This is a genomic window from Leeuwenhoekiella palythoae, assembly GCF_020310025.1.
Taxonomy (GTDB): Bacteria; Bacteroidota; Bacteroidia; order Flavobacteriales; family Flavobacteriaceae; genus Leeuwenhoekiella; species Leeuwenhoekiella palythoae.
In genome coordinates this window covers 3,475,591-3,494,825 of sequence record NZ_CP084318.1, presented here as the reverse complement: position 1 = coordinate 3,494,825, position 19,235 = coordinate 3,475,591, and the positions used below count along the sequence as shown (strand labels likewise).

17 protein-coding genes are annotated in these 19,235 nt (G+C 38.9%); 7 read left to right on the top strand and 10 right to left on the bottom strand.

Features of this window, described 5'->3' with window-relative positions; all coding sequences use genetic code 11:
- Positions 1-43: 43 nt before the first annotated feature.
- From thrS to rplT, 4 genes are all read left to right on the top strand, one after another.
- On the top strand, positions 44-1,990 hold the full coding sequence (thrS, locus tag LDL79_RS14925) for a threonine--tRNA ligase (RefSeq protein WP_225598287.1): 1,947 nt from the start codon (positions 44-46) through the stop codon (positions 1,988-1,990).
- 22 nt (positions 1,991-2,012) lie between these two features.
- The gene (gene infC / locus LDL79_RS14920; protein WP_072979225.1) at positions 2,013-2,564 is read left to right on the top strand and encodes a translation initiation factor IF-3; all 552 of its coding nucleotides are present in this window, start codon (positions 2,013-2,015) and stop codon (positions 2,562-2,564) included.
- Positions 2,565-2,682: 118 nt separating this feature from the next.
- Positions 2,683-2,880: a 50S ribosomal protein L35 gene (rpmI, locus tag LDL79_RS14915; RefSeq protein ID WP_009780460.1), complete on the top strand. Its 198-nt coding sequence runs from the start codon at positions 2,683-2,685 to the stop codon at positions 2,878-2,880.
- Positions 2,881-2,990: 110 nt separating this feature from the next.
- A complete protein-coding gene (gene rplT, locus LDL79_RS14910; protein WP_009780461.1) occupies positions 2,991-3,335 on the top strand; it encodes a 50S ribosomal protein L20 in 345 nt (114 codons plus the stop codon).
- 104 nt (positions 3,336-3,439) lie between these two features.
- On the opposite strand, the gene LDL79_RS14905 is transcribed toward rplT, so the two are convergent.
- The 3 genes from LDL79_RS14905 to guaA form a co-directional block, all read right to left on the bottom strand.
- A complete protein-coding gene (locus LDL79_RS14905; RefSeq protein ID WP_225598286.1) occupies positions 3,440-3,844 on the bottom strand; it encodes an OsmC family protein in 405 nt (134 codons plus the stop codon).
- Positions 3,845-3,847: 3 nt separating this feature from the next.
- A complete protein-coding gene (locus LDL79_RS14900; RefSeq protein ID WP_225598285.1) occupies positions 3,848-5,824 on the bottom strand; it encodes a LysM peptidoglycan-binding domain-containing protein in 1,977 nt (658 codons plus the stop codon).
- 80 nt (positions 5,825-5,904) lie between these two features.
- Positions 5,905-7,437 carry a glutamine-hydrolyzing GMP synthase gene (gene guaA / locus LDL79_RS14895; protein WP_225598284.1) on the bottom strand — a complete coding sequence of 511 codons (1,533 nt, stop codon included), beginning with the start codon at positions 7,435-7,437 and terminating at the stop codon, positions 5,905-5,907.
- A gap of 387 nt (positions 7,438-7,824) precedes the next feature.
- Between guaA and LDL79_RS14890 the strand changes: the two genes are divergently transcribed.
- On the top strand, positions 7,825-8,559 hold the full coding sequence (locus LDL79_RS14890) for an XRE family transcriptional regulator (protein ID WP_167597243.1): 735 nt from the start codon (positions 7,825-7,827) through the stop codon (positions 8,557-8,559).
- Positions 8,560-8,631: 72 nt separating this feature from the next.
- On the opposite strand, the gene LDL79_RS14885 is transcribed toward LDL79_RS14890, so the two are convergent.
- From LDL79_RS14885 to LDL79_RS14865, 5 genes are all read right to left on the bottom strand, one after another.
- Entirely contained in the window at positions 8,632-9,519 is an 888-nt protein-coding gene (locus LDL79_RS14885; protein ID WP_225598283.1) for a hypothetical protein, read from the bottom strand.
- Between the two features lie 158 nt (positions 9,520-9,677).
- Positions 9,678-11,942, bottom strand: coding sequence for an aconitate hydratase (locus LDL79_RS14880; RefSeq protein ID WP_225598282.1), 2,265 nt, complete (start codon positions 11,940-11,942; stop codon positions 9,678-9,680).
- A 247-nt stretch (positions 11,943-12,189) separates the two neighbouring features.
- On the bottom strand, positions 12,190-13,143 hold the full coding sequence (locus LDL79_RS14875; protein ID WP_225598281.1) for an AAA family ATPase: 954 nt from the start codon (positions 13,141-13,143) through the stop codon (positions 12,190-12,192).
- A gap of 3 nt (positions 13,144-13,146) precedes the next feature.
- Positions 13,147-14,571, bottom strand: a complete 1,425-nt coding sequence (locus LDL79_RS14870; protein ID WP_225598280.1) for a peptidylprolyl isomerase — start codon at positions 14,569-14,571, stop codon at positions 13,147-13,149.
- Complete coding sequence (locus tag LDL79_RS14865; protein ID WP_225598279.1) at positions 14,555-15,421, bottom strand: peptidyl-prolyl cis-trans isomerase; 867 nt, start codon at positions 15,419-15,421, stop codon at positions 14,555-14,557. The genes LDL79_RS14870 and LDL79_RS14865 overlap by 17 nt, the downstream gene beginning before the upstream one ends.
- A 279-nt stretch (positions 15,422-15,700) precedes the next feature.
- On the opposite strand from LDL79_RS14865, the gene LDL79_RS14860 reads away from it, so the two are divergent.
- A complete protein-coding gene (locus LDL79_RS14860) occupies positions 15,701-15,937 on the top strand; it encodes a hypothetical protein (RefSeq protein WP_225598278.1) in 237 nt (78 codons plus the stop codon).
- 149 nt (positions 15,938-16,086) lie between these two features.
- Positions 16,087-16,632, top strand: a complete 546-nt coding sequence (locus LDL79_RS14855) for an OmpH/Skp family outer membrane protein (protein ID WP_167597249.1) — start codon at positions 16,087-16,089, stop codon at positions 16,630-16,632.
- 80 nt (positions 16,633-16,712) lie between these two features.
- On the opposite strand, the gene guaB is transcribed toward LDL79_RS14855, so the two are convergent.
- Both guaB and LDL79_RS14845 read right to left on the bottom strand, forming a co-directional pair.
- Positions 16,713-18,185 carry an IMP dehydrogenase gene (gene guaB / locus LDL79_RS14850; protein WP_167597250.1) on the bottom strand — a complete coding sequence of 491 codons (1,473 nt, stop codon included), beginning with the start codon at positions 18,183-18,185 and terminating at the stop codon, positions 16,713-16,715.
- Positions 18,186-18,278: 93 nt separating this feature from the next.
- Positions 18,279-19,145, bottom strand: coding sequence for a hydroxymethylglutaryl-CoA lyase (locus LDL79_RS14845; protein ID WP_225598277.1), 867 nt, complete (start codon positions 19,143-19,145; stop codon positions 18,279-18,281).
- Positions 19,146-19,235 lie beyond the last annotated feature (90 nt).

The following is a 19,235-nucleotide window of genomic DNA, read 5'->3' as shown; positions in this document are numbered from 1 at the left end:
TTTTCTCGCAAAAGCCTTTATCTTTGCAGCCTAAAATTTTATTATGATCCAAGTTACTTTGCCAGATGGCAGCGTAAAAGAATTTGAAAGCGGGGCAACACCTTTTGATGTTGCAAATAGCATAAGTGCCGGTTTGGCGCGTAATGTTATTTCTGCCAAATACAATAACAAAACGATTGAGACCACCACTCCACTTACCGAGGATGGTGCACTTGTTTTGTTTACTTGGAATGATGATGAAGGTAAAAAGGCTTTCTGGCATTCTTCGGCGCATATTTTAGCGCAAGCTTTAGAAGAATTGTATCCGGGAGTAAAACTTACCATTGGTCCCGCAATAGACAAAGGATTTTACTACGACGTAGATCTTGGTGAAAAATCCCTCAGCGAGAACGACTTTAAAAAGATTGAAGATAAAATGCTTGAGATCGCTCGCGGAAAACACGAGTTTTCAATGCGCAGTGTTTCTAAAGCAGATGCGCTGGCAATGTATCAAGAGCAAGACAATCCGTATAAAGTAGAATTGATCGAAAATTTAGAAGACGGCTCGATCACTTTCTGCGATCACGATACCTTTACAGATCTATGTCGCGGCGGCCACTTGCCTAATACCGGTTTTGTAAAAGCGGTTAAATTAATGAGCGTTGCCGGAGCATACTGGAGAGGCGATGAAAACAAGCCGCAACTTACCCGAGTTTACGGTATTTCATTTCCGAAGCAAAAAGATTTAAAAGAATACTTAGAGTTACTTGAAGAAGCAAAAAAACGCGATCATAGAAAACTAGGTAAGGAGCTTCAGCTTTTTACTTTTTCGCAGAAAGTAGGACAAGGACTGCCATTATGGCTGCCTAAAGGTGCCGCTTTGCGTGAGCGTCTTGAAAATTTCTTAAAGGCTGCTCAGAAAAAAGCAGGTTACGAGATGGTGGTTTCACCACATATCGGTCAAAAAGAACTTTATGTGACTTCTGGGCATTATGCAAAGTATGGAGAAGATAGCTTTCAACCTATTACGACACCGGCAGAAGGTGAAGAGTTCTTATTGAAGCCTATGAACTGTCCGCATCACTGTGAAATCTATAATGCGATGCAGTGGAGTTACCGTGATCTCCCTAAGCGTTATGCTGAATTTGGTACGGTTTACAGATATGAACAAAGCGGTGAATTGCACGGACTTACACGTGTACGTGGGTTTACACAAGATGATGCGCATATTTTCTGTACGCCAGATCAGCTGGACGATGAGTTCATGAAAGTAATTGACCTTGTACTTTATGTATTTGGTTCACTAGGTTTTGAAAACTTTACCGCTCAGGTTTCTTTAAGAGATCCTGAGAATAAGGAGAAGTATATAGGTACTGATGAGAACTGGGCAAAAGCCGAAAATGCGATCATCAATGCCGCTAAAGCTAAAGGTTTAAATTATGTCGTAGAGACCGGCGAAGCTGCGTTTTACGGGCCTAAGTTAGACTTTATGGTAAAAGATGCGTTAGGCCGTAGTTGGCAGTTAGGAACCATTCAGGTGGATTACAATCTTCCTGAACGTTTTGAACTCACTTACAAAGGCAGTGATAATGAAGAACACCGCCCGGTGATGATTCACAGAGCACCCTTTGGAAGTTTAGAGCGTTTTGTTGCTATTTTGCTTGAGCACACCGGTGGAAATTTCCCACTTTGGTTGATGCCAGAACAGGCTACCGTGTTAACACTCAGTGAAAACTATGAGGATTACGCACAAAAAGTATTAACTTTGCTCGAAAATCATGGCGTACGTGCCACGATAGATGATCGTGGAGAAACTATGGGAAGGAAGATTCGCGAAGCAGAAATGCAGAAAATGCCTTTCATGTTAATAATTGGCGAGAAAGAAGCCAATGATGGTACGGTTTCTGTACGTAAACATGGTGGAGAAGATTTAGGAACGATGACAGTTGCAAAATTTGCTGAACTGATTGATGCTGAAATCTCCAAGACATTGAAAAAATTTGAAGTTTAATTAAAATTATATAGCCATAGCAATACGTAGAAAAAGATCAAGAGGACCCGCAAGAGTCCAAAAGCAAGACCAACACAATATCAACCAAAAAATTCGTGCACGTGAGGTGCGCCTTGTGGGCGATAATGTAGAGATGGATATCTATCCTACCAGCAAAGCACTGGAAATCGCTCAAGAACTGGAATTGGATTTAGTGGAGATTTCTCCTAACGCCAATCCACCGGTTTGTAAGGTAATGGACTATAAAAAGTTTGTTTACGAGCAAAAGAAGCGTGAAAAAGCGATTAAAGCAAAAGCTTCTAAAGTGGTCGTAAAGGAAATTAGATTTGGTCCTAACACAGACGATCACGACTACGAGTTTAAAAAGAAACACGCACTGAAGTTCTTAGAAGAAGGAGCTAAATTAAAAGCGTATGTGTTCTTTAAAGGGCGTTCAATCATCTATAAAGATCAAGGTCAGATTTTATTGCTTCGTTTAGCACAAGATCTTGAAGAATATGGTAAAGTTGAACAAATGCCAAAATTGGAGGGTAAACGTATGATTATGTTTATGGCTCCTAAGAAAAGTAAATAAAAGTCATTAGACTTTTTAAAATATAAATCCCGACCTTTTTAGAAAGGCCGGGATTGTTTTGATTTAAAAAAATCACAACAAACAGTAATAAGCGGAATAATTAAATAAACTAGGAATTATGCCTAAAATGAAAACAAAAGGCAGTGCTAAAAAGCGTTTTAAGCTTACAGGTACTGGTAAAATCAAAAGAAAGCACGCGTTTAAGAGTCACATCTTGACTAAAAAGTCTAAGAAACGTAAGCTAGCGTTAACTCACGACACTTTGGTACACAAAGCTGACGAGAATAACGTGAAAATTATGTTACGTCTTAAATAAGCACGTAACCGGTTAAATTATTTTATAAACCCTGGAGTTGGGCAAAACGAAAAAAGTTAGAGTTTTAAAAGTGGTGCTTGTCACCCGCCTGCTACAAAAACAATTAAATTATGCCAAGATCAGTAAATTCAGTTGCTTCTAGAGCCCGAAGAAAAAAGGTAATGAAGCAAGCCAAAGGTTACTTTGGAAGACGTAAAAACGTCTACACAGTTGCTAAAAATGCGGTGGAAAAGGCTATGCTTTATGCATACCGTGACCGTCGTCAAAAGAAAAGAAATTTCCGTACGTTATGGATCACTCGTATTAACGCGGGTGCTCGTATGCACGGAATGTCTTATTCTCAGTTTATGGGTAAAGTTAAAGCTGCAAACATCGAACTTAACCGTAAGGTACTTGCAGATTTAGCAATGAATCACCCAGAAGCTTTTGAAGCAATCGTAAATAAAGTAAAATAAGGCTATAACGCCTAATTAAACAATACTTCCGCTTAGAAATAAAAAGCCCGATCAAATTGATCGGGCTTTTTTATTGATGTTATTTTATAACAATCTCCACTAAATTACATCCAATTAAAGATGATTTCCTTTTCCATATCAGGATGTAAACTATTTAATACGGGACACGTTCTTGCAGTATTTTCTAGAATTTTTCGGTTTTTATCATCAGCCACTCCTTTTAAATTCAGCTTCACTTCTACTCTAGCGATTCTTCGAGGCTCTGCTTTCATTATTTTAGTCACTTCAGCAGTAGAACCATCTAAATGCACGTCTTCCATCTGAGCAGCCTTGATACCCATTACCGTGAGCATACAGCTTGCTAAAGCAGTCGCTACAGTATCGGTAGGAGAAAAAGCTTCTCCTTTTCCATTATTATCTGTTGGAGCATCCGTGATAAACGTGTTACCTGATTTAACGTGTTCACATTCGGTACGTAAATTACCCAGATATACTACTTTACTTGTCATGATTTAGTTTTTTAGGTAAGATGAAGATCCTTGATCAGAGGGGATTTCAACAACGATTTCCTCTAAATTTTCTCCATATTTCAAAATATAAGCTGCGGTATTGAAATAACCCGCCGAAACCGGATCCTGCACATACTTAAATTTATTCTCAACGTATTGGGTAATATAACCCGCATCTGCAGCATCATAAAGACTTTCTGCAGCCGCAAGACGCAAAATAGTATCAAAAGTAAGATCGTAACCGCGCACCGCATAACTGTTGGGAACATATCCGTATTTATCTGCATAGGCCTGAACAAAACCTGCGTGATTTTCGGTATAGCTACGCGCTACCGAAGGGAAATGAAAATTAAGACGCATTAAGGTAATGTTTGAAATATCATCACTCTGATATGCTGAACCTTTGTCTGTAGTCAATAAAGTGATCTTTTTACTTGCCGCTTGCGTACTCAGGCTTGTAGTTACACTACTGATTAGCGCAATATCATTACTTTCTAAAATCACCCAGTTATCTATAGTTTCTGAAAGTTTAGAGGTAAGATTACTCGCTCTTAGATAATAGCCGCTATCTGAAGACTCCGGAAAAACCACTTTAGCGCTTGGATATAAATCTAAAAGTTTCGCCTTAATACCTGTGTTTTTAGAATCTGCAATAACAATTATGTTTTTTCCTTTTCCTTCCTGCTTAATGTAACGCAGCATTTGCTCTCTCAAAATCTCATCATCAGGGCGCGATTGAAACATATTAGAGCGCATACTTACATTAGGCACGATTGGAGAAACCACCGGTATGGCACGGTCTCTTAATAATTGACTTGCTTTTTCGACATTCGACGTAAGCAACGGACCAATAACAGCATTCATTTTATTAAAATCTCCATTATTGATGAGTTGCTCAATTTTGCGATCATTACCCGCTTTACCATCTCCTCTCGAATATTGCGTATCATACACATATAAATTCGAAGAAATACCCAAAGCTTTTGCTGAATCAATAGCCATCAAAGCTCCACTATAAAAGTCAAGGGCAATATTCATTACCCGATCATTTTTAAGTACTTTTTTTCGAACATCACCGGTATCTACAACAGTTTTGCCCAGATTAAAAGGCAACATCACGGCGATATTCTTGGTTGATCTGTTAGTTAAATTATCCGCTAAACGTGTAGCCTCGCCGGTAACGTCTAGAGCAGTATTACTAAGTTTTTCCTTCGGAAGCTTTAAAATCATACCGCTTTTAAGTCCGTCATTTAAAGAAGGATTTAAAGCGATCAATTCATCTTCGGTCATATCCCAACGTTGGGTAAGTCGAAAAAAGTTTTCTTTGGGTTTAACCTCATAAAAACCATACTTACTCTCTTCAAGCACTGCATCTTTAGCATATGATTTATCCGGAACATTTAAAATAGTTCCTATTTGCAAGCCCTCTTTAATTTCCGGGTTCATTTGCTCCAATTCAGCAATGGTAATACCGTACATAGAAGCAAGACCGTATTTAGTCTCCTTAGGCTTTACAATATGCTTTCTGTTTGTTACCGCCGGTTTGGCAGAATCGTCTTCTGTCACAGCTTCAGTAGTATTAGGAATTTTCACCGTTTCGCCTCTTCTCAACTCTGCGCTGTAAAGATGCTTGTTATAACGTTTGATCTCTGACTCAGCCACATCATACTTTTTAGACAGCTTATATAATGTCTCGCCTTTAGCTACTGTGTGTAGTATAAACTTTCCGTCTGCAGAAATTTCTGATCCGCCCGGTGCTGACTCGCCTCCCGGTAAAATCAAGACCAGACCAGGATACAATTTGCTTTTAGCTTCAGGATTCAGTCTGTAAATTTCATAAACCGTAACGTTGTATTTGTTAGCAATACTAGATACTGTTTCGCCTTCCCGTACTTGATGACTTGCATATTTTTGCTGCCCAATACTCGAACAACTGAACACTACAAAAATGACTACGAAAAGAATTGATATGTTTTTCATTGTGTTTATTTTTTACACCAATACCTCATAAAATTATGAGGTATTGCCATATAAATGAGTTTTAAACGCTGTTAAATCTTCTATTCCCACTCAATCGTGGCGGGTGGTTTAGAACTGATGTCATAGACTACTCTATTAACGCCTTTAACCTTATTTATTATATCATTTGAAACTTTTTGAAGAAAATTATAAGGCAGATTTACCCAATCTGCAGTCATCCCATCTGTACTTTCTACAGCACGCAAGGCAACACATTTTTCATAGGTACGCTCGTCTCCCATCACTCCAACAGAATCTACAGGCAGCAACATAGCACCAGCTTGCCACACCTGATCATATAATCCCCAATCACGTAATCCGTTTATGAATATAGCATCAACCTCTTGAAGAATACGTACTTTCTCTGGTGTTATATCTCCAAGAATCCTAATGGCAAGGCCAGGTCCAGGGAATGGATGCCTTCCTAATAAAGTAGGGTTCATATCCATACTTGCACCCACTCGGCGAACTTCATCTTTAAAAAGCATTCGCAAAGGCTCCACCACTTTAAGCTTCATAAAATCTGGTAGACCGCCTACATTATGATGTGACTTTATTGTTGCCGAAGGGCCTCCGGTAGCAGAAACAGACTCGATCACATCAGGATAGATCGTACCCTGAGCCAGCCATTTTGCATCCTCAACCATATGCGCTTCATCATCAAAAACTTCGATGAATACACGACCGATGGTTTTACGCTTCTCTTCAGGATCGCTCTTACCTGCTAATGCACTTAAAAAACGATCAGAAGCATCCACCCCTTTTACATTCAATCCCATGCCTTCATATTGTTGCAATACGTCATGGAATTCATTTTTTCTAAGCAGTCCGTTATTAACAAAAATACAGTGCAGGTTTTTACCAATCGCTTTGTGCAAAAGCATTGCTGCCACTGAACTATCTACTCCGCCAGACAAGCCTAAGATCACTTTATCTGAACCTACCTTTTTCTTTAATTGCGCTACAGTACTTTCAACAAAGCTATCGGGAGTCCAGGTTTGTTCAACCTTAGCAATATTAATCAAGAAATTCTCTAAAATCTTCTTACCGTCTGTAGAGTGGTATACTTCTGGGTGAAATTGAATTGCGTATGTCTCTTCTCCACCTATTCTGTAAGCCGCATTTTCTACATCGTGCGTACTTGCAAGTCTCACCGAACCTTTAGGCAAAGACTTAATCGTATCACTATGACTCATCCAAACCTGGCTTCCTACTTCTACACCTTCAAAAAACGCTTCATCCTCTTTAATCATAGAAAGATTAGCTCTACCGTATTCTCTGGTATTGGACTGCCCCACTTCACCACCGTGAAAATGCGCCAAATATTGCGCTCCATAGCATACCCCAAGCAAAGGCTTTTTCCCTCTTATTTGAGATAAATCAGGGTGCGGAGCATCTTCTGCTCTAACTGATGATGGAGAGCCTGATAAAATCACAGCTTTATAGCTGCTTAAATCTTCAGGTAAATTGTTGAATGGTTTGATCTCGCAGAAGATATTGAGTTCCCGTATACGTCTGGCGATTAACTGGGTATACTGCGATCCGAAATCTAGAATGAGTACGTTATTTTGCATAAACAAAAATAGCATTTCTATCTATTTTCAAAACATCAAAACCAAAGGTTCTTTTACACAATTTAGTCAACAATCTTCCGGCTATATTAGCTGCTTGAAATTCAATTTTTTAGCATAATCTCAATTTGATTTCGTAGGTAGATTATCAAAGCTATTCTATCGATAAATAACTTTTGCACTGTCCTTTTAAACGGTTAAATCTTACAAAAAGTCATCTTATCATTATTATATTATCACTATTTAACTTTTTTTAAGAGTTTAAAATCATTAGTTTCTCAGTTATCGTGGAAAAATAGAATTATTGCTTAAAAATATAATTAAAAACAATATTATTTTATTTTATCTTTATATTTGAAGAAATTAGATGTTCCCTAAACCTAATCTAAAATGTCAGTATCAAAACAACTTAAATCCCTCAGGGAAGGTGCTTCGCTTTCACAAAAGAAAGTAGCCGAAGAACTCGGCATCACTCAGGGCGCCTATTCCTTAATTGAAAACGGTCAGAATTCAATCACGACCGAACACTTGCTCACGCTTAGTAAATTGTACAGCGTTCCTACAGATCGCATTTTAAAAGGTTCTCATAATTCTATTATGATGAACTCAACAAATGGATTTGTACCATTAATTAATGTGGAGGCTCGAGCAGGTTTTATTGAAAACCGTGATAATGAACAATGGATGTCAACCTTAGACATGTTTAAACTGCCGGGCTACGAACCTTCAAAAGGTCAAAAACTTTTTGAAGTTGAAGGTGACAGTATGATGCCTACCCTAATGCACGGTGATATTCTTATTACACAACATACAGATGATCTAAACGAAATTTTAGACGGTTCTGTAGCGGTAATTGTAACTGCAAAATCGGTTTTAACCAAACGTATAAAAAAAGATTTACCTAACGATGCCATAATATTGATAAGCGATAACAGCAAGTACGAAAGTGTGAGCTATGACCTTAAAAATATTCTTGAAATATTAGTGGTTAGAGGTAAAATCACAAGCTCGTTAAATGTTGTGGATATGGATGCCAATAAACGTGTGCAGCATTTAGAAAGTCAGGTTGACAAGCTTCAAAGTGATATGAGCAAACTCATTGAAAAAATCAACAAACTAGTTTAAGCGCTATCAAACTATAACCAATAAAAAAACCGGCAATTAGCCGGTTTTTTTTATTTTAAGATGATCACAGAACTAATCACGTGTCACACGACCTACCGGAAACGATGCCGTGTTTATTTGCATTGTATTCGTTACACTAGATCCTGCTTCCTGCGTCACAGTTCCTACAAGAGGACGCAATACAAATGGACTGATAGAAGAAGAGCTGCTGGTGTTGTCAAAAATAGGTTGAATTGTTATAAATACTTGCTTCCCTACTAGGTTAGGCAATGTATTTACCCCGTATGCGCTTAACACATTTTCATTAATGAAATCCTCACCCGGAAAATCCGGTGCAGGGTTTATGTTTAAACTGAAAGGATCTGATTCATCAGCATTGTTCACGTTAGTAAATCGTCCTGTAGAAAGATCCACGTCACCACTAGCCCCCGGAACGGTTACCCAGCCTTCGTATTTCCATCCTGCCGGTAAAGTAGGTAATTTTAATCCCGGTTGTCCTGTTGCAGGTACATACCAATATAATCCACTGTTTTCATTAGTGCTCACATTATCTGTAGGCGTTTGCAGTACAAACTGACCAGACGCGCTGGTATACGAACCAAAATTTTGAGAAACGTCAACCGTAGCTGCATTCCCTACAAAATCTCCACTCAGCAAAATAGACTGACTAATTTCAGCGCTAGAATCATTGCCCGGCTCTACGCTTAACAAAAATTGCGTAGCACCTTCAACATCTCCGGTAAGTGCTTCAAAACTCTTAGGAAATTTCACATCAGTAAATCTACCTAGTGAGATCACATCGGCACCATTAGAAATCCAAGCTTGGTATTCAGCACCATTTTCTAAGCGCTCAAGACCAGAAATATCAATAGTTACCGTTGATCTTGCTACGGTATCATCACCTGAGCAAGAAGCGAATATCGCCAAAACTGCAAGTAGTAAAAGGTTTATTTTTTTCATAAGAATTCTTTTATAGTTTAAGTTGTTTCTGAAATGTAAAACGATGTTCTGTTTAAAAAATTTCATTTGCTTCAGACAATCATTTCCGCAAATAAAGGGAATAAAAAAACCAAACCACAGAATTGTGGTTTGGTTTAATACTATTTTAATATAATCTATTAAGCGTTTTGCTTTTTGATAAGATTTAAAGCAGAACCTTCACGATACCAAGCGATTTGCGCATCATTATACGTATGATTTGCTTTAATCGTGTCTTTACTTCCGTCAGCGTGTGTTACCTCAATAGTCAACGGCTTGTCTGGAGCAAATTCTTCGATATCTAAGAAGCTGAATGTATCATCTTCCTGAATCAAATCATAGTCATTTTCGTTAGCAAAAGTCAATCCTAACATTCCTTGTTTCTTAAGATTTGTTTCGTGAATACGTGCAAAAGATTTAACTAATACTGCAGCTACACCAAGATGACGTGGCTCCATTGCAGCGTGCTCACGCGAAGAACCTTCACCATAGTTATGATCTCCAACAACAATGGTTTTGATCCCTTTAGCTTTGTACTCTCTCTGTGTATCTGGCACACCGCCGTACTCTCCTGTCAATTGACTTTTTACGAAGTTGGTCTTTTTGTTATATGCATTTACAGCACCAATCAGACAGTTATTTGAAATATTATCAAGATGTCCACGATAACGTAACCAAGGTCCCGCCATAGAAATGTGGTCTGTGGTACATTTTCCGAAGGCTTTGATAAGAAGTTTTACTTCTTTTAGCTCTGAATCCTTAATAGGAACAAACGGAGTTAACAATTGTAAACGCTCGCTGTCTGTAGCAACTTTTACTTCAACTTTACTTCCGTCTTCAGTAGGTGCTAAATATCCATTTTCTTCAACAGCAAAACCTTTAGTTGGCAATTCTAAACCTACAGGTACGTCTAATTTCACTTCTTCTCCATCTTCGTTGATCAGTGTATCATTTAATGGATCAAAATCTAAACGTCCTGAAATAGCAATTGCTGCAACCATTTCTGGAGAACCTACAAATGCGTGCGTATTTGGGTTACCATCGGCACGTTTTGAGAAGTTTCGGTTGAAAGAGTGCACAATCGTGTTTTTCTCTTCTCCTTTACGGTCACTACGATCCCACTGACCAATACAAGGTCCACAGGCATTTGAAAAAATAGTCGCTCCTAAATTCTCAAAAACCTCTAACAAACCGTCACGCTCAGCAGTGTAACGAATTTGCTCTGACCCCGGGTTGATACCAAAATCACTCTTAGGTTTTAATTTCTTGTCAATCGCTTGCTGCGCGATAGAAGCTGCTCTTGATAAATCTTCATAAGAAGAGTTTGTACAAGAACCTATCAGACCCCAATCAACTTTAATTGGCCAGTCATTTTTAGCTGCTTTCTCTCCTAGTTCTCCTACCGGAGTAGCTAAATCTGGAGTAAAAGGACCATTAAGGTGTGGACGTAATTCTGAAAGGTTAATTTCAATCACTTCATCAAAATACTGCTCAGGATTAGCATATACTTCGTCGTCACCTGTTAAATATTCTTTGATCTCATTTGCTGCGTCAGCAACATCTGCACGATCTGTAGCACGTAAGAAACGCTCCATAGATTCATCATAACCAAATGTAGAAGTGGTTGCACCAATTTCTGCACCCATATTACAAATGGTTCCTTTACCAGTTGCTGAAAGGTTTTTAGCACCCGGGCCAAAATATTCAACAATAGCACCAGTACCACCTTTTACAGTTAGAATTCCTGCCACTTTAAGAATAACATCTTTAGAAGCAGTCCATCCGTTAAGTTCACCTGTTAATTTAACTCCAATTAATTTTGGAAATTTAAGTTCCCACGGCATTCCGGCCATTACATCAACAGCATCAGCACCACCTACACCAATAGCAACCATACCAAGACCCCCGGCGTTAACCGTGTGACTATCAGTACCAATCATCATTCCTCCAGGAAATGCATAATTTTCTAAAACTACTTGGTGAATAATACCTGCACCCGGCTTCCAGAAACCAATTCCGTATTTATTAGAAACGGACTCTAAGAAATCGAAAACTTCGTTGCTCGTTTCATTAGCACGTTTTAAATCCTTCTGAGCACCTTGCTTTGCTTGAATTAAGTGATCACAATGCACAGTGGTAGGCACGGCAACCTCTTTTTTTCCTGCTTGCATAAACTGCAAAAGCGCCATCTGAGCTGTAGCATCCTGACAAGCGATACGATCTGGAGCAAAATCTACGTAATCTTTACCACGTACAAATGCCTTATCAGTTTTACCATCCCAAAGGTGAGAGTATAATATTTTTTCTGCCAGTGTTAAAGGCTTACCGGTAATTTCTCGAGCGGCGTCAACACGCTCTGCCACCTTACTGTAAACCGATTTGATCATATCGATATCAAATGCCATATCTAAATTTTAGTTAATTGAAATTGTAAATTAATTGCGCTTGAAAGCGGCGCTAAAATTACGAAAAAGCGAAGAATTTAGGAAGCCGACATATAGATTAAGGCAATGCTTGTATATGCTAAACTTATTGCAATTTACCTCAAGAATATATCGATTTCGTTGCTTAATTATGATTATTAGGTAGTTAGAAGTCAAATGTTAATAAAAAAAGACCTTAGGCAATTATTTAGAGTCTTTCTATATTACTCTAGAGCAGGCTTTTTATGATTTCTTTAAGGGTTAAGCCTTCGGCCTCAGCCTTATAGTTCTTCAATAAACGGTGTCCTAAAATGCCTTGAGCTACAGCTTTTACATCTTCGATATCAGGAGAATATTTCCCTAGGATCGCAGCGTGCGTTTTTGCAGCAAGAATTAAGTTCTGCGAAGCTCTAGGACCTGCTCCCCAATCAATATAATCTTTTACGATTTGAGGTGCACTTGTTGAATCAGGGCGTGTTTTACCCACTAACGCCACCGCATATTCAACAACATTATCTGCAACAGGAATTCGTCTTATGAGCTGCTGATAATTCACAATATCAGCTGCGGTAAATAATGGCTTAACCGACACCTGAGTATCTGCCGTAGTCGCTTTGACGATAGCTACCTCTTCTTCATAGCTAGGATAAACCAGATTGATCGCAAACATAAAACGATCTAACTGAGCTTCCGGTAAAGGATAGGTTCCCTCCTGCTCAATAGGGTTTTGCGTCGCTAAGACGAAGTAGGGTTTATCTAAAGGATATTGTTTACCAGCTACAGTAACCGCTTTTTCTTGCATCGCTTCTAAAAGCGCAGCCTGTGTTTTTGGCGGTGTACGGTTGATTTCATCTGCAAGAACAATATTAGCAAAAACAGGTCCTTTAAGGAATTTAAAATTGCGGGATTCGTCAAGAATTTCGGCTCCTACAATATCGCTAGGCATTAAATCTGGCGTAAACTGAATTCGTTTAAAATCTAAACCTAAGGCTTGCGCAATCGTGTTGACCATTAACGTCTTAGCCAACCCCGGAACACCAATTAACAGCGCGTGACCGCCACTAAAAATTGAAATCACAATTTGATCTACAACCTCGTGCTGACCAATGATTACGCGACCTATTTCTTTTTTTAAATCTTGATAACGGGTGACCAGCGCATCAATTGCCTTAGCGTCTGACATAGTTTATTGTTTTATCCAGTTGCTACTATAATCGCAAGTTCTATAATCTCCGTTTAATTTAATATAGGTTTCCGCTATTTTTTCATTCTTCCATTTTTCAATGGCTTTGATACGTTTAGCTTGTAATGCGAAGTTTTTAATTTTTACATAATCAATCGCAAAATCTGCTTCGTGCTCTTCAATACGATCAGAAACCGTATAAATCTCATAACGTGTTTTTCCTGTACGCGTAGGGTTATTAAAAGCTATTGAAACTTCTCCCTCTTTTAGATTTTGAACCTTAGGATATAATTCTGGCGGAAGGTTTTTAAGCTCAAACATACGGTCTTGTGTCACAGGGTTGATCATAATCCCGCCGTCGCTAGCCGTTTCTTTTTCATCTGAAAATTCACGTGCAGCTTCCGCGAAAGTGATCTCGCCATCTTCAATGCGTTTTCTAATTTTTTCGATTTCGTCTTTTGCAGCGTTTTCTGCAGCAGCAGTCACTTTAGGGATTCTTAAAATATGACGAAGATCAATTTTTTGACCACGTATTTTTTCCACCTTTATAATATGATAACCAAATTCAGTCTCAAAAGGCTTACTTACTTCACCCTCCTGTAAACTAAAGGCCACATCTCTAAATTCTTTAACAAACTGTGATTTACGATCTACATCTCTAATTAAACCACCGTCGCCACGAGTAGATTCATCCTCAGACCACAACACCGCTTTAGTAGCAAAGCTGCTTCCGTTTTCAAGAATATCTGTTCTGTATCCGTTAAGCTGATCAATTACTTTCTGCTTCTCCTCCTGAGGAACATCTGGAATAATCTGAATTTTTGAAACTTCAAGCTCCACACCAAATTGCGGCAGCCCATCTTCTTCTAATTCTTTGTAATACGATCTGATTTCTTCTGGAGTTACCTCAATCTCTTCAACAATATTTTGCTGCATGGCTTTAGCCAATTCCTGATTGCGGTTAAGTTCTAAAAGCTCCTTTTTAAGATCGCTCATTTTTTCTTTACGGTAGAACTTCAAAACTTTCTCCTCAGAGCCTAACTGATTGATAAAGTAATCTATTTGCTGTTGGGTATACGAGCGCACTTGCTCTTCGTTGATCATTACACTATCAATCACTGCGTGATGCGCATAAAGCTTATCTTCCATTAGTTTATCCATCACGCTACACGTAGATAGATCTTGACCTTCTACTTTTTGCTGCTTAAGCGACTCAATGGCTTGCTGAATGTCGCTTTCTAGAATTACATATTCTCCAACCACAGCTGCCACACCATCAACTTTAAACGTGGTTCCCGATGTAAGCGGTTTATCCTCATTTTGAGCAGTATCGCCAGCGGCGTCTGTATCAATGATTTCTTGTGCGGTCAAGCCTGACCACATACTACACAAAAGAAAGAGCGCAAAAGCTTTAGTTATACAGTTCAAATTGTTTGTTTTTAATTGCATCCTTAGTAATATCCTTTTCTAATTGTTTTATCAAATCTAGTTTTCTTCGGTTAAGAAGAATTTGCTTCACCGTTGGCAACACATATTCTAACGGCGCGTCATCATTGCGATCAAGGCGATCATTAACTGCGATCAAATATAATCCTAATGAATCACGCAGTTGTAAAAATTCGGTTTTATTTAGTAGCTGGTCACTGTTTTCAACATTTACCGGCGGAATTTTTGCAATAACCTTATCTAGACTTATCCAGGTACTGTCATTTAAATATTGTGCTCTAAACTGAACCGAAATAGAGTCTAAAAAACGCTTGTCTTTAGCATTAAAGCGCGTAAAACGCTTTTTTATTTCATCTTCATTATAATCATTCTCTCCCATCTCAATGTACCGCAGTTTGAGTAGGGATTCATTCAGCTTAAAATTCTCTTTATTTTCAGTATAAAATTGTGAAGCCTCAGCATCTGTAATACTGCTGTCCAAGCTACGCGCAACCAAAGCGTCTTTGTAGGCCTGCGAAAACAAATCTAGTTTATACTGTTCTACCAGATTGTTCAATCGGTCTTGCTCGTCTAGCGTGATGTTGCGCTGTGCATTATCTACGAGTAATCGCTTAGTCGCCCAGCGATTGATGTAACCATTCACTAAGGTGGTGCTGTCTTCCGGAGACATTTCTGCAGTGATCAACTTCTCTATATCTTCTTTATACAAATAAGCATTACCCACTCGCGCAACAGGAACACCAGCAGATACTTTTGACCCCAAAAGATCACAAGAAACCACAAGGCCGGCAAAAAGCACTAGTATACTAAAACGCATTATAAATCTAGACATATCACTTAAACCAACTCAAAAGTCTCTCTCAAAGACTACAACTTGAGACCTCTGTTGCAAATGTTTTACAGAATTGCAAAATTAAGAATTCTCATGCAGAACTGATTATTTCATAAATCACTGAAAGCCTACAAGATAGATCTCAAACTTATTCTTAAGCCATCTAAAAACGAATTAATCTACTCTAAATCTGAAGAATTGAAAAAGCTTATGGGTAATTTTACTCCGGTCATTGCACGCAATGATCTTTAATTTTGGCACACCTATTGACTCTATTGTATGGAACAAAGAATAAAACTGATATGGGATTTTAGAGGTCCTGATGCTTTAAAAATCGCAGAACACCACGTCATTCATTTAGATGAGTACAAGGCCGTTCACGACTTGGAGGCTAATGAAACAGGCGTTGAGCAAAAATCTGAATTATACGCTATCGCGTATTTTATAGTTTCTAAAGCACAAATGCCTGCCGTGCGTGATGCTTTAAAACCACATCGCGGGGAATTTTGTGATTAAAGCTTGCGCTTAAAGTTTTGCTTTGAGGCTAAGGTGTCAAAAAATACTTTGATAGCATTCAAGCTTTTATATCTTTGCGCGTAATTTTTTTAAAAATTAACTGTATTACAAACAATCGCCTAGCACAAACAGGCAAAATTCAATTTAAAATGAAAAAAATTTTCTTACCCCTAGTAGCTTGTTTTATCAGCTTTTCTGCGCTGGCTCAAACAAAAGTTGGAACCATCGACAGCGATTTGGTGATCTCAAGCCTTGATGAAGTAGCACAAGTACAAAAAGACTTAGAGGCTTATAATGCTGAATTAGAAAAACAGTTTAAAGATTTAGTGACTAAATATCAAACCGCTGTAACCGCTTATCAGGATGCTGAGGCAACAGCTTCAGAGGAAGACAAGCAAACTAAACAAGAAGAAATCGTTGGTATGGAACAAGATATTCAGCGTTTTAGACAAAATTCTCAAGGGTTGATCTCGATCAGACAAAATGAATTGATGCAGCCTTTATACCAAAAAGTAGGTCAAGCACTCAATCAAGTTGCACAAGAGCAAAACTACTCTCAGGTGTTAACGCTTAATGCCGGCGTAGCTTACTTTGACCCTGCTCACGATTTAACACAAGCCGTAGCAGATAAGCTAGGAGTTACTTTAAAAGTACAAGGTCAACAAGACCAAACTGCCTTGCCTACTCAGAATTAATACGGCAATCTATCACATAAAAAAAGGGAGCAAATTGCTCCCTTTTTTTATGCTTCATCCTAGCTAGTATAGCTTGAGGTTTATCTGCTATAATTTGGTGATTCTTTAGTAATGGTCACATCGTGCGGATGACTCTCGTGAATACCACTTGACGTGATTTTTACAAAACGTCCATTTTCTTTTAAAGCTTCAACATCTTTGGCTCCGCAATATCCCATTCCGGCTCTTAGACCACCTATAAATTGATGCACGCTTTCATAAAGTTCGCCTTTATAAGGAACACGGCCTACAATTCCTTCCGGTACCAATTTCTTAATATCATCTTCAACATCTTGAAAATAACGATCTTTTGAACCTGTTTTCATAGCTTCTACAGAACCCATTCCGCGATAGGTTTTATATTTTCTACCTTCATAAATGATGGTTTCTCCCGGAGACTCCTTAGTACCCGCAAGCAAAGAACCAAGCATTACACAGTCTGCACCGGCAGCGATCGCTTTAGGAATATCTCCTGTATAGCGAATTCCTCCATCTGCAATAACCGGTATACCGGTACCTTTTAGAGCTGCTGCTACTTCTAAAACCGCGCTAAATTGAGGAAAACCAACACCTGCCACAACACGTGTTGTACAGATAGAACCGGGTCCTATACCTACCTTAACCGCATCGGCACCTGCTTCCACTAAATATTTAGCAGCGGCGGCAGTAGCGATATTTCCTACCACAACATCAAGGGCAGGAAACTTTTCTTTTACACTTTGCAAAACACGAACCACACCTTGCGTATGTCCGTGTGCTGTATCGATCACAACAGCATCCACTCCAGCATTTACAAGTGCTTCAACACGCTCAACAGCATCAGCAGTAACACCCACAGCAGCGGCAACGCGCAATCTTCCGTAGGTATCTTTATTAGCGATAGGTTTTTGCGTAAGTTTTGTAATATCTCTAAAGGTTATTAAACCTATAAGCTTGTTATCTTTTGTAACAACCGGAAGTTTTTCGATCTTATTTTCCTGCAAGATCACTTCGGCCTCCGCTAACGAAGTTCCTTCAGAAGTAGTAATAAGATTTTCTGAAGTCATTACCTCAACAATAGCACGCTCGTTGTCTTTCTCAAAGCGCAAATCTCTGTTGGTAACGATTCCTTCAAGGTGACCTTCAGAATCAACAATAGGAATCCCTCCAATGCTATGCTCTGCCATCAGACGCTTAGCATCTTTAACTTTAGCTTCTTTATTAAGCGTTACCGGATCAATGATCATCCCACTTTCGGCACGTTTTACACGACGCACTTTAACAGCTTGCTGCTCAATAGTCATATTTTTATGCAACACCCCAATACCACCTTCACGAGCAATAGCGATCGCCATACTTGATTCGGTCACGGTATCCATCGCTGCAGAAACGATAGGCACATTAAGCGTGATGTTTTTAGAAAATTTTGACTGAATATTTACTTCTCTTGGAAGCACCTCAGAATAAGCAGGAACTAAGAGTACGTCATCGTAAGTAAGACCTTCTCCCAGTATTTTTGTTTCGTGAGCTGTCATTGCAATTAGGATTTAATTGCGTGCAAATATACTGCTAAAATCTCAAACTTTGGTGTAAAATGAATTTTAATAAAAGGATATGCCTAATTTAACCTAATGATAATTATGAAAGATCTTTGAAGCCTCGTTGTGTGCCGACTCAAAACTCATAGGTCTGATTCCGGAATCTACTTTAACTGAATTGAAATAGGAAAGCATTTTTTCTGTGGGCATATTACCGGTAAGCTCGTCTTTTGCCATTGGGCACCCACCAAATCCCTGAATTGCTCCGTCAAAGCGCCTGCACCCCGCCTTATACGCTGCATTGACTTTCTCAAACCACTGGTTTGGCGTGGTATGTAAATGCGCACCAAACTCGATTTTAGGATACGCCGGAATCATTTCGCTAAATAAATAATCAATCGTTTGAGCATCAGAAGACCCCACAGTATCCGAAAGTGAAATAATACGCACTCCCATTGCTGCTAATTTTTCGGTCCAGGCTCCTACAATATCCACATCCCAAGGATCACCATACGGATTACCAAAACCCATACTTAAATACGTAACTACCTCTTTATTGTTTTTAGTTGCGGTCTCTAAAATATCAGAAAGAACCACTACCGATTCTTCGATAGTTTTATGCGTATTACGCATTTGAAAAATTTCAGAGATACTAAAAGGATAGCCTAAGTACGCTATTTGATCAAATTGCACAGCATCTTGAGCGCCTCTTAGGTTCGCCACGATGGCGAGCAATTTTGTTGCTGTTGCACTCAAGTCTAATCGGTCTAAAACCTGAGCCGTATCTGCCATTTGCGGAATCGCCTTCGGACTCACAAAACTGCCAAAATCAAGAGTATCAAAGCCACAACGCAAAAGTGATTGCAAGTATTGCGCTTTTGCCTCAGTAGGAATAAATTGCTTTATACCCTGCATAGCATCTCTGGGACATTCTATTATTTTAACCGGTTTTGACATTAAGCTCTTTTAAAGAATTTAAAGATACATAAACTGCTTGAAGCGCAAATATTCATAAGAGATTTTAGTTCTTATTAAGGTCATAAGCAT

What these genes read in the sequence shown, in the direction of transcription:
- thrS (WP_225598287.1), top strand. Translation starts at nt 44, where the DNA reads ATGATCCAAGTTACTTTGCCAGATGGCAGCGTAAAAGAATTTGAAAGC.
- rpmI (WP_009780460.1), top strand. Translation starts at nt 2,683, where the DNA reads ATGCCTAAAATGAAAACAAAAGGCAGTGCTAAAAAGCGTTTTAAGCTT.
- rplT (WP_009780461.1), top strand. Translation starts at nt 2,991, where the DNA reads ATGCCAAGATCAGTAAATTCAGTTGCTTCTAGAGCCCGAAGAAAAAAG.
- LDL79_RS14905 (WP_225598286.1), bottom strand. Translation starts at nt 3,844, where the DNA reads ATGACAAGTAAAGTAGTATATCTGGGTAATTTACGTACCGAATGTGAA.
- LDL79_RS14900 (WP_225598285.1), bottom strand. Translation starts at nt 5,824, where the DNA reads ATGAAAAACATATCAATTCTTTTCGTAGTCATTTTTGTAGTGTTCAGT.
- guaA (WP_225598284.1), bottom strand. Translation starts at nt 7,437, where the DNA reads ATGCAAAATAACGTACTCATTCTAGATTTCGGATCGCAGTATACCCAG.
- LDL79_RS14890 (WP_167597243.1), top strand. Translation starts at nt 7,825, where the DNA reads ATGTCAGTATCAAAACAACTTAAATCCCTCAGGGAAGGTGCTTCGCTT.
- LDL79_RS14885 (WP_225598283.1), bottom strand. Translation starts at nt 9,519, where the DNA reads ATGAAAAAAATAAACCTTTTACTACTTGCAGTTTTGGCGATATTCGCT.
- LDL79_RS14880 (WP_225598282.1), bottom strand. Translation starts at nt 11,942, where the DNA reads ATGGCATTTGATATCGATATGATCAAATCGGTTTACAGTAAGGTGGCA.
- LDL79_RS14875 (WP_225598281.1), bottom strand. Translation starts at nt 13,143, where the DNA reads ATGTCAGACGCTAAGGCAATTGATGCGCTGGTCACCCGTTATCAAGAT.
- LDL79_RS14865 (WP_225598279.1), bottom strand. Translation starts at nt 15,421, where the DNA reads ATGTCTAGATTTATAATGCGTTTTAGTATACTAGTGCTTTTTGCCGGC.
- LDL79_RS14860 (WP_225598278.1), top strand. Translation starts at nt 15,701, where the DNA reads ATGGAACAAAGAATAAAACTGATATGGGATTTTAGAGGTCCTGATGCT.
- LDL79_RS14855 (WP_167597249.1), top strand. Translation starts at nt 16,087, where the DNA reads ATGAAAAAAATTTTCTTACCCCTAGTAGCTTGTTTTATCAGCTTTTCT.
- guaB (WP_167597250.1), bottom strand. Translation starts at nt 18,185, where the DNA reads ATGACAGCTCACGAAACAAAAATACTGGGAGAAGGTCTTACTTACGAT.
- LDL79_RS14845 (WP_225598277.1), bottom strand. Translation starts at nt 19,145, where the DNA reads ATGTCAAAACCGGTTAAAATAATAGAATGTCCCAGAGATGCTATGCAG.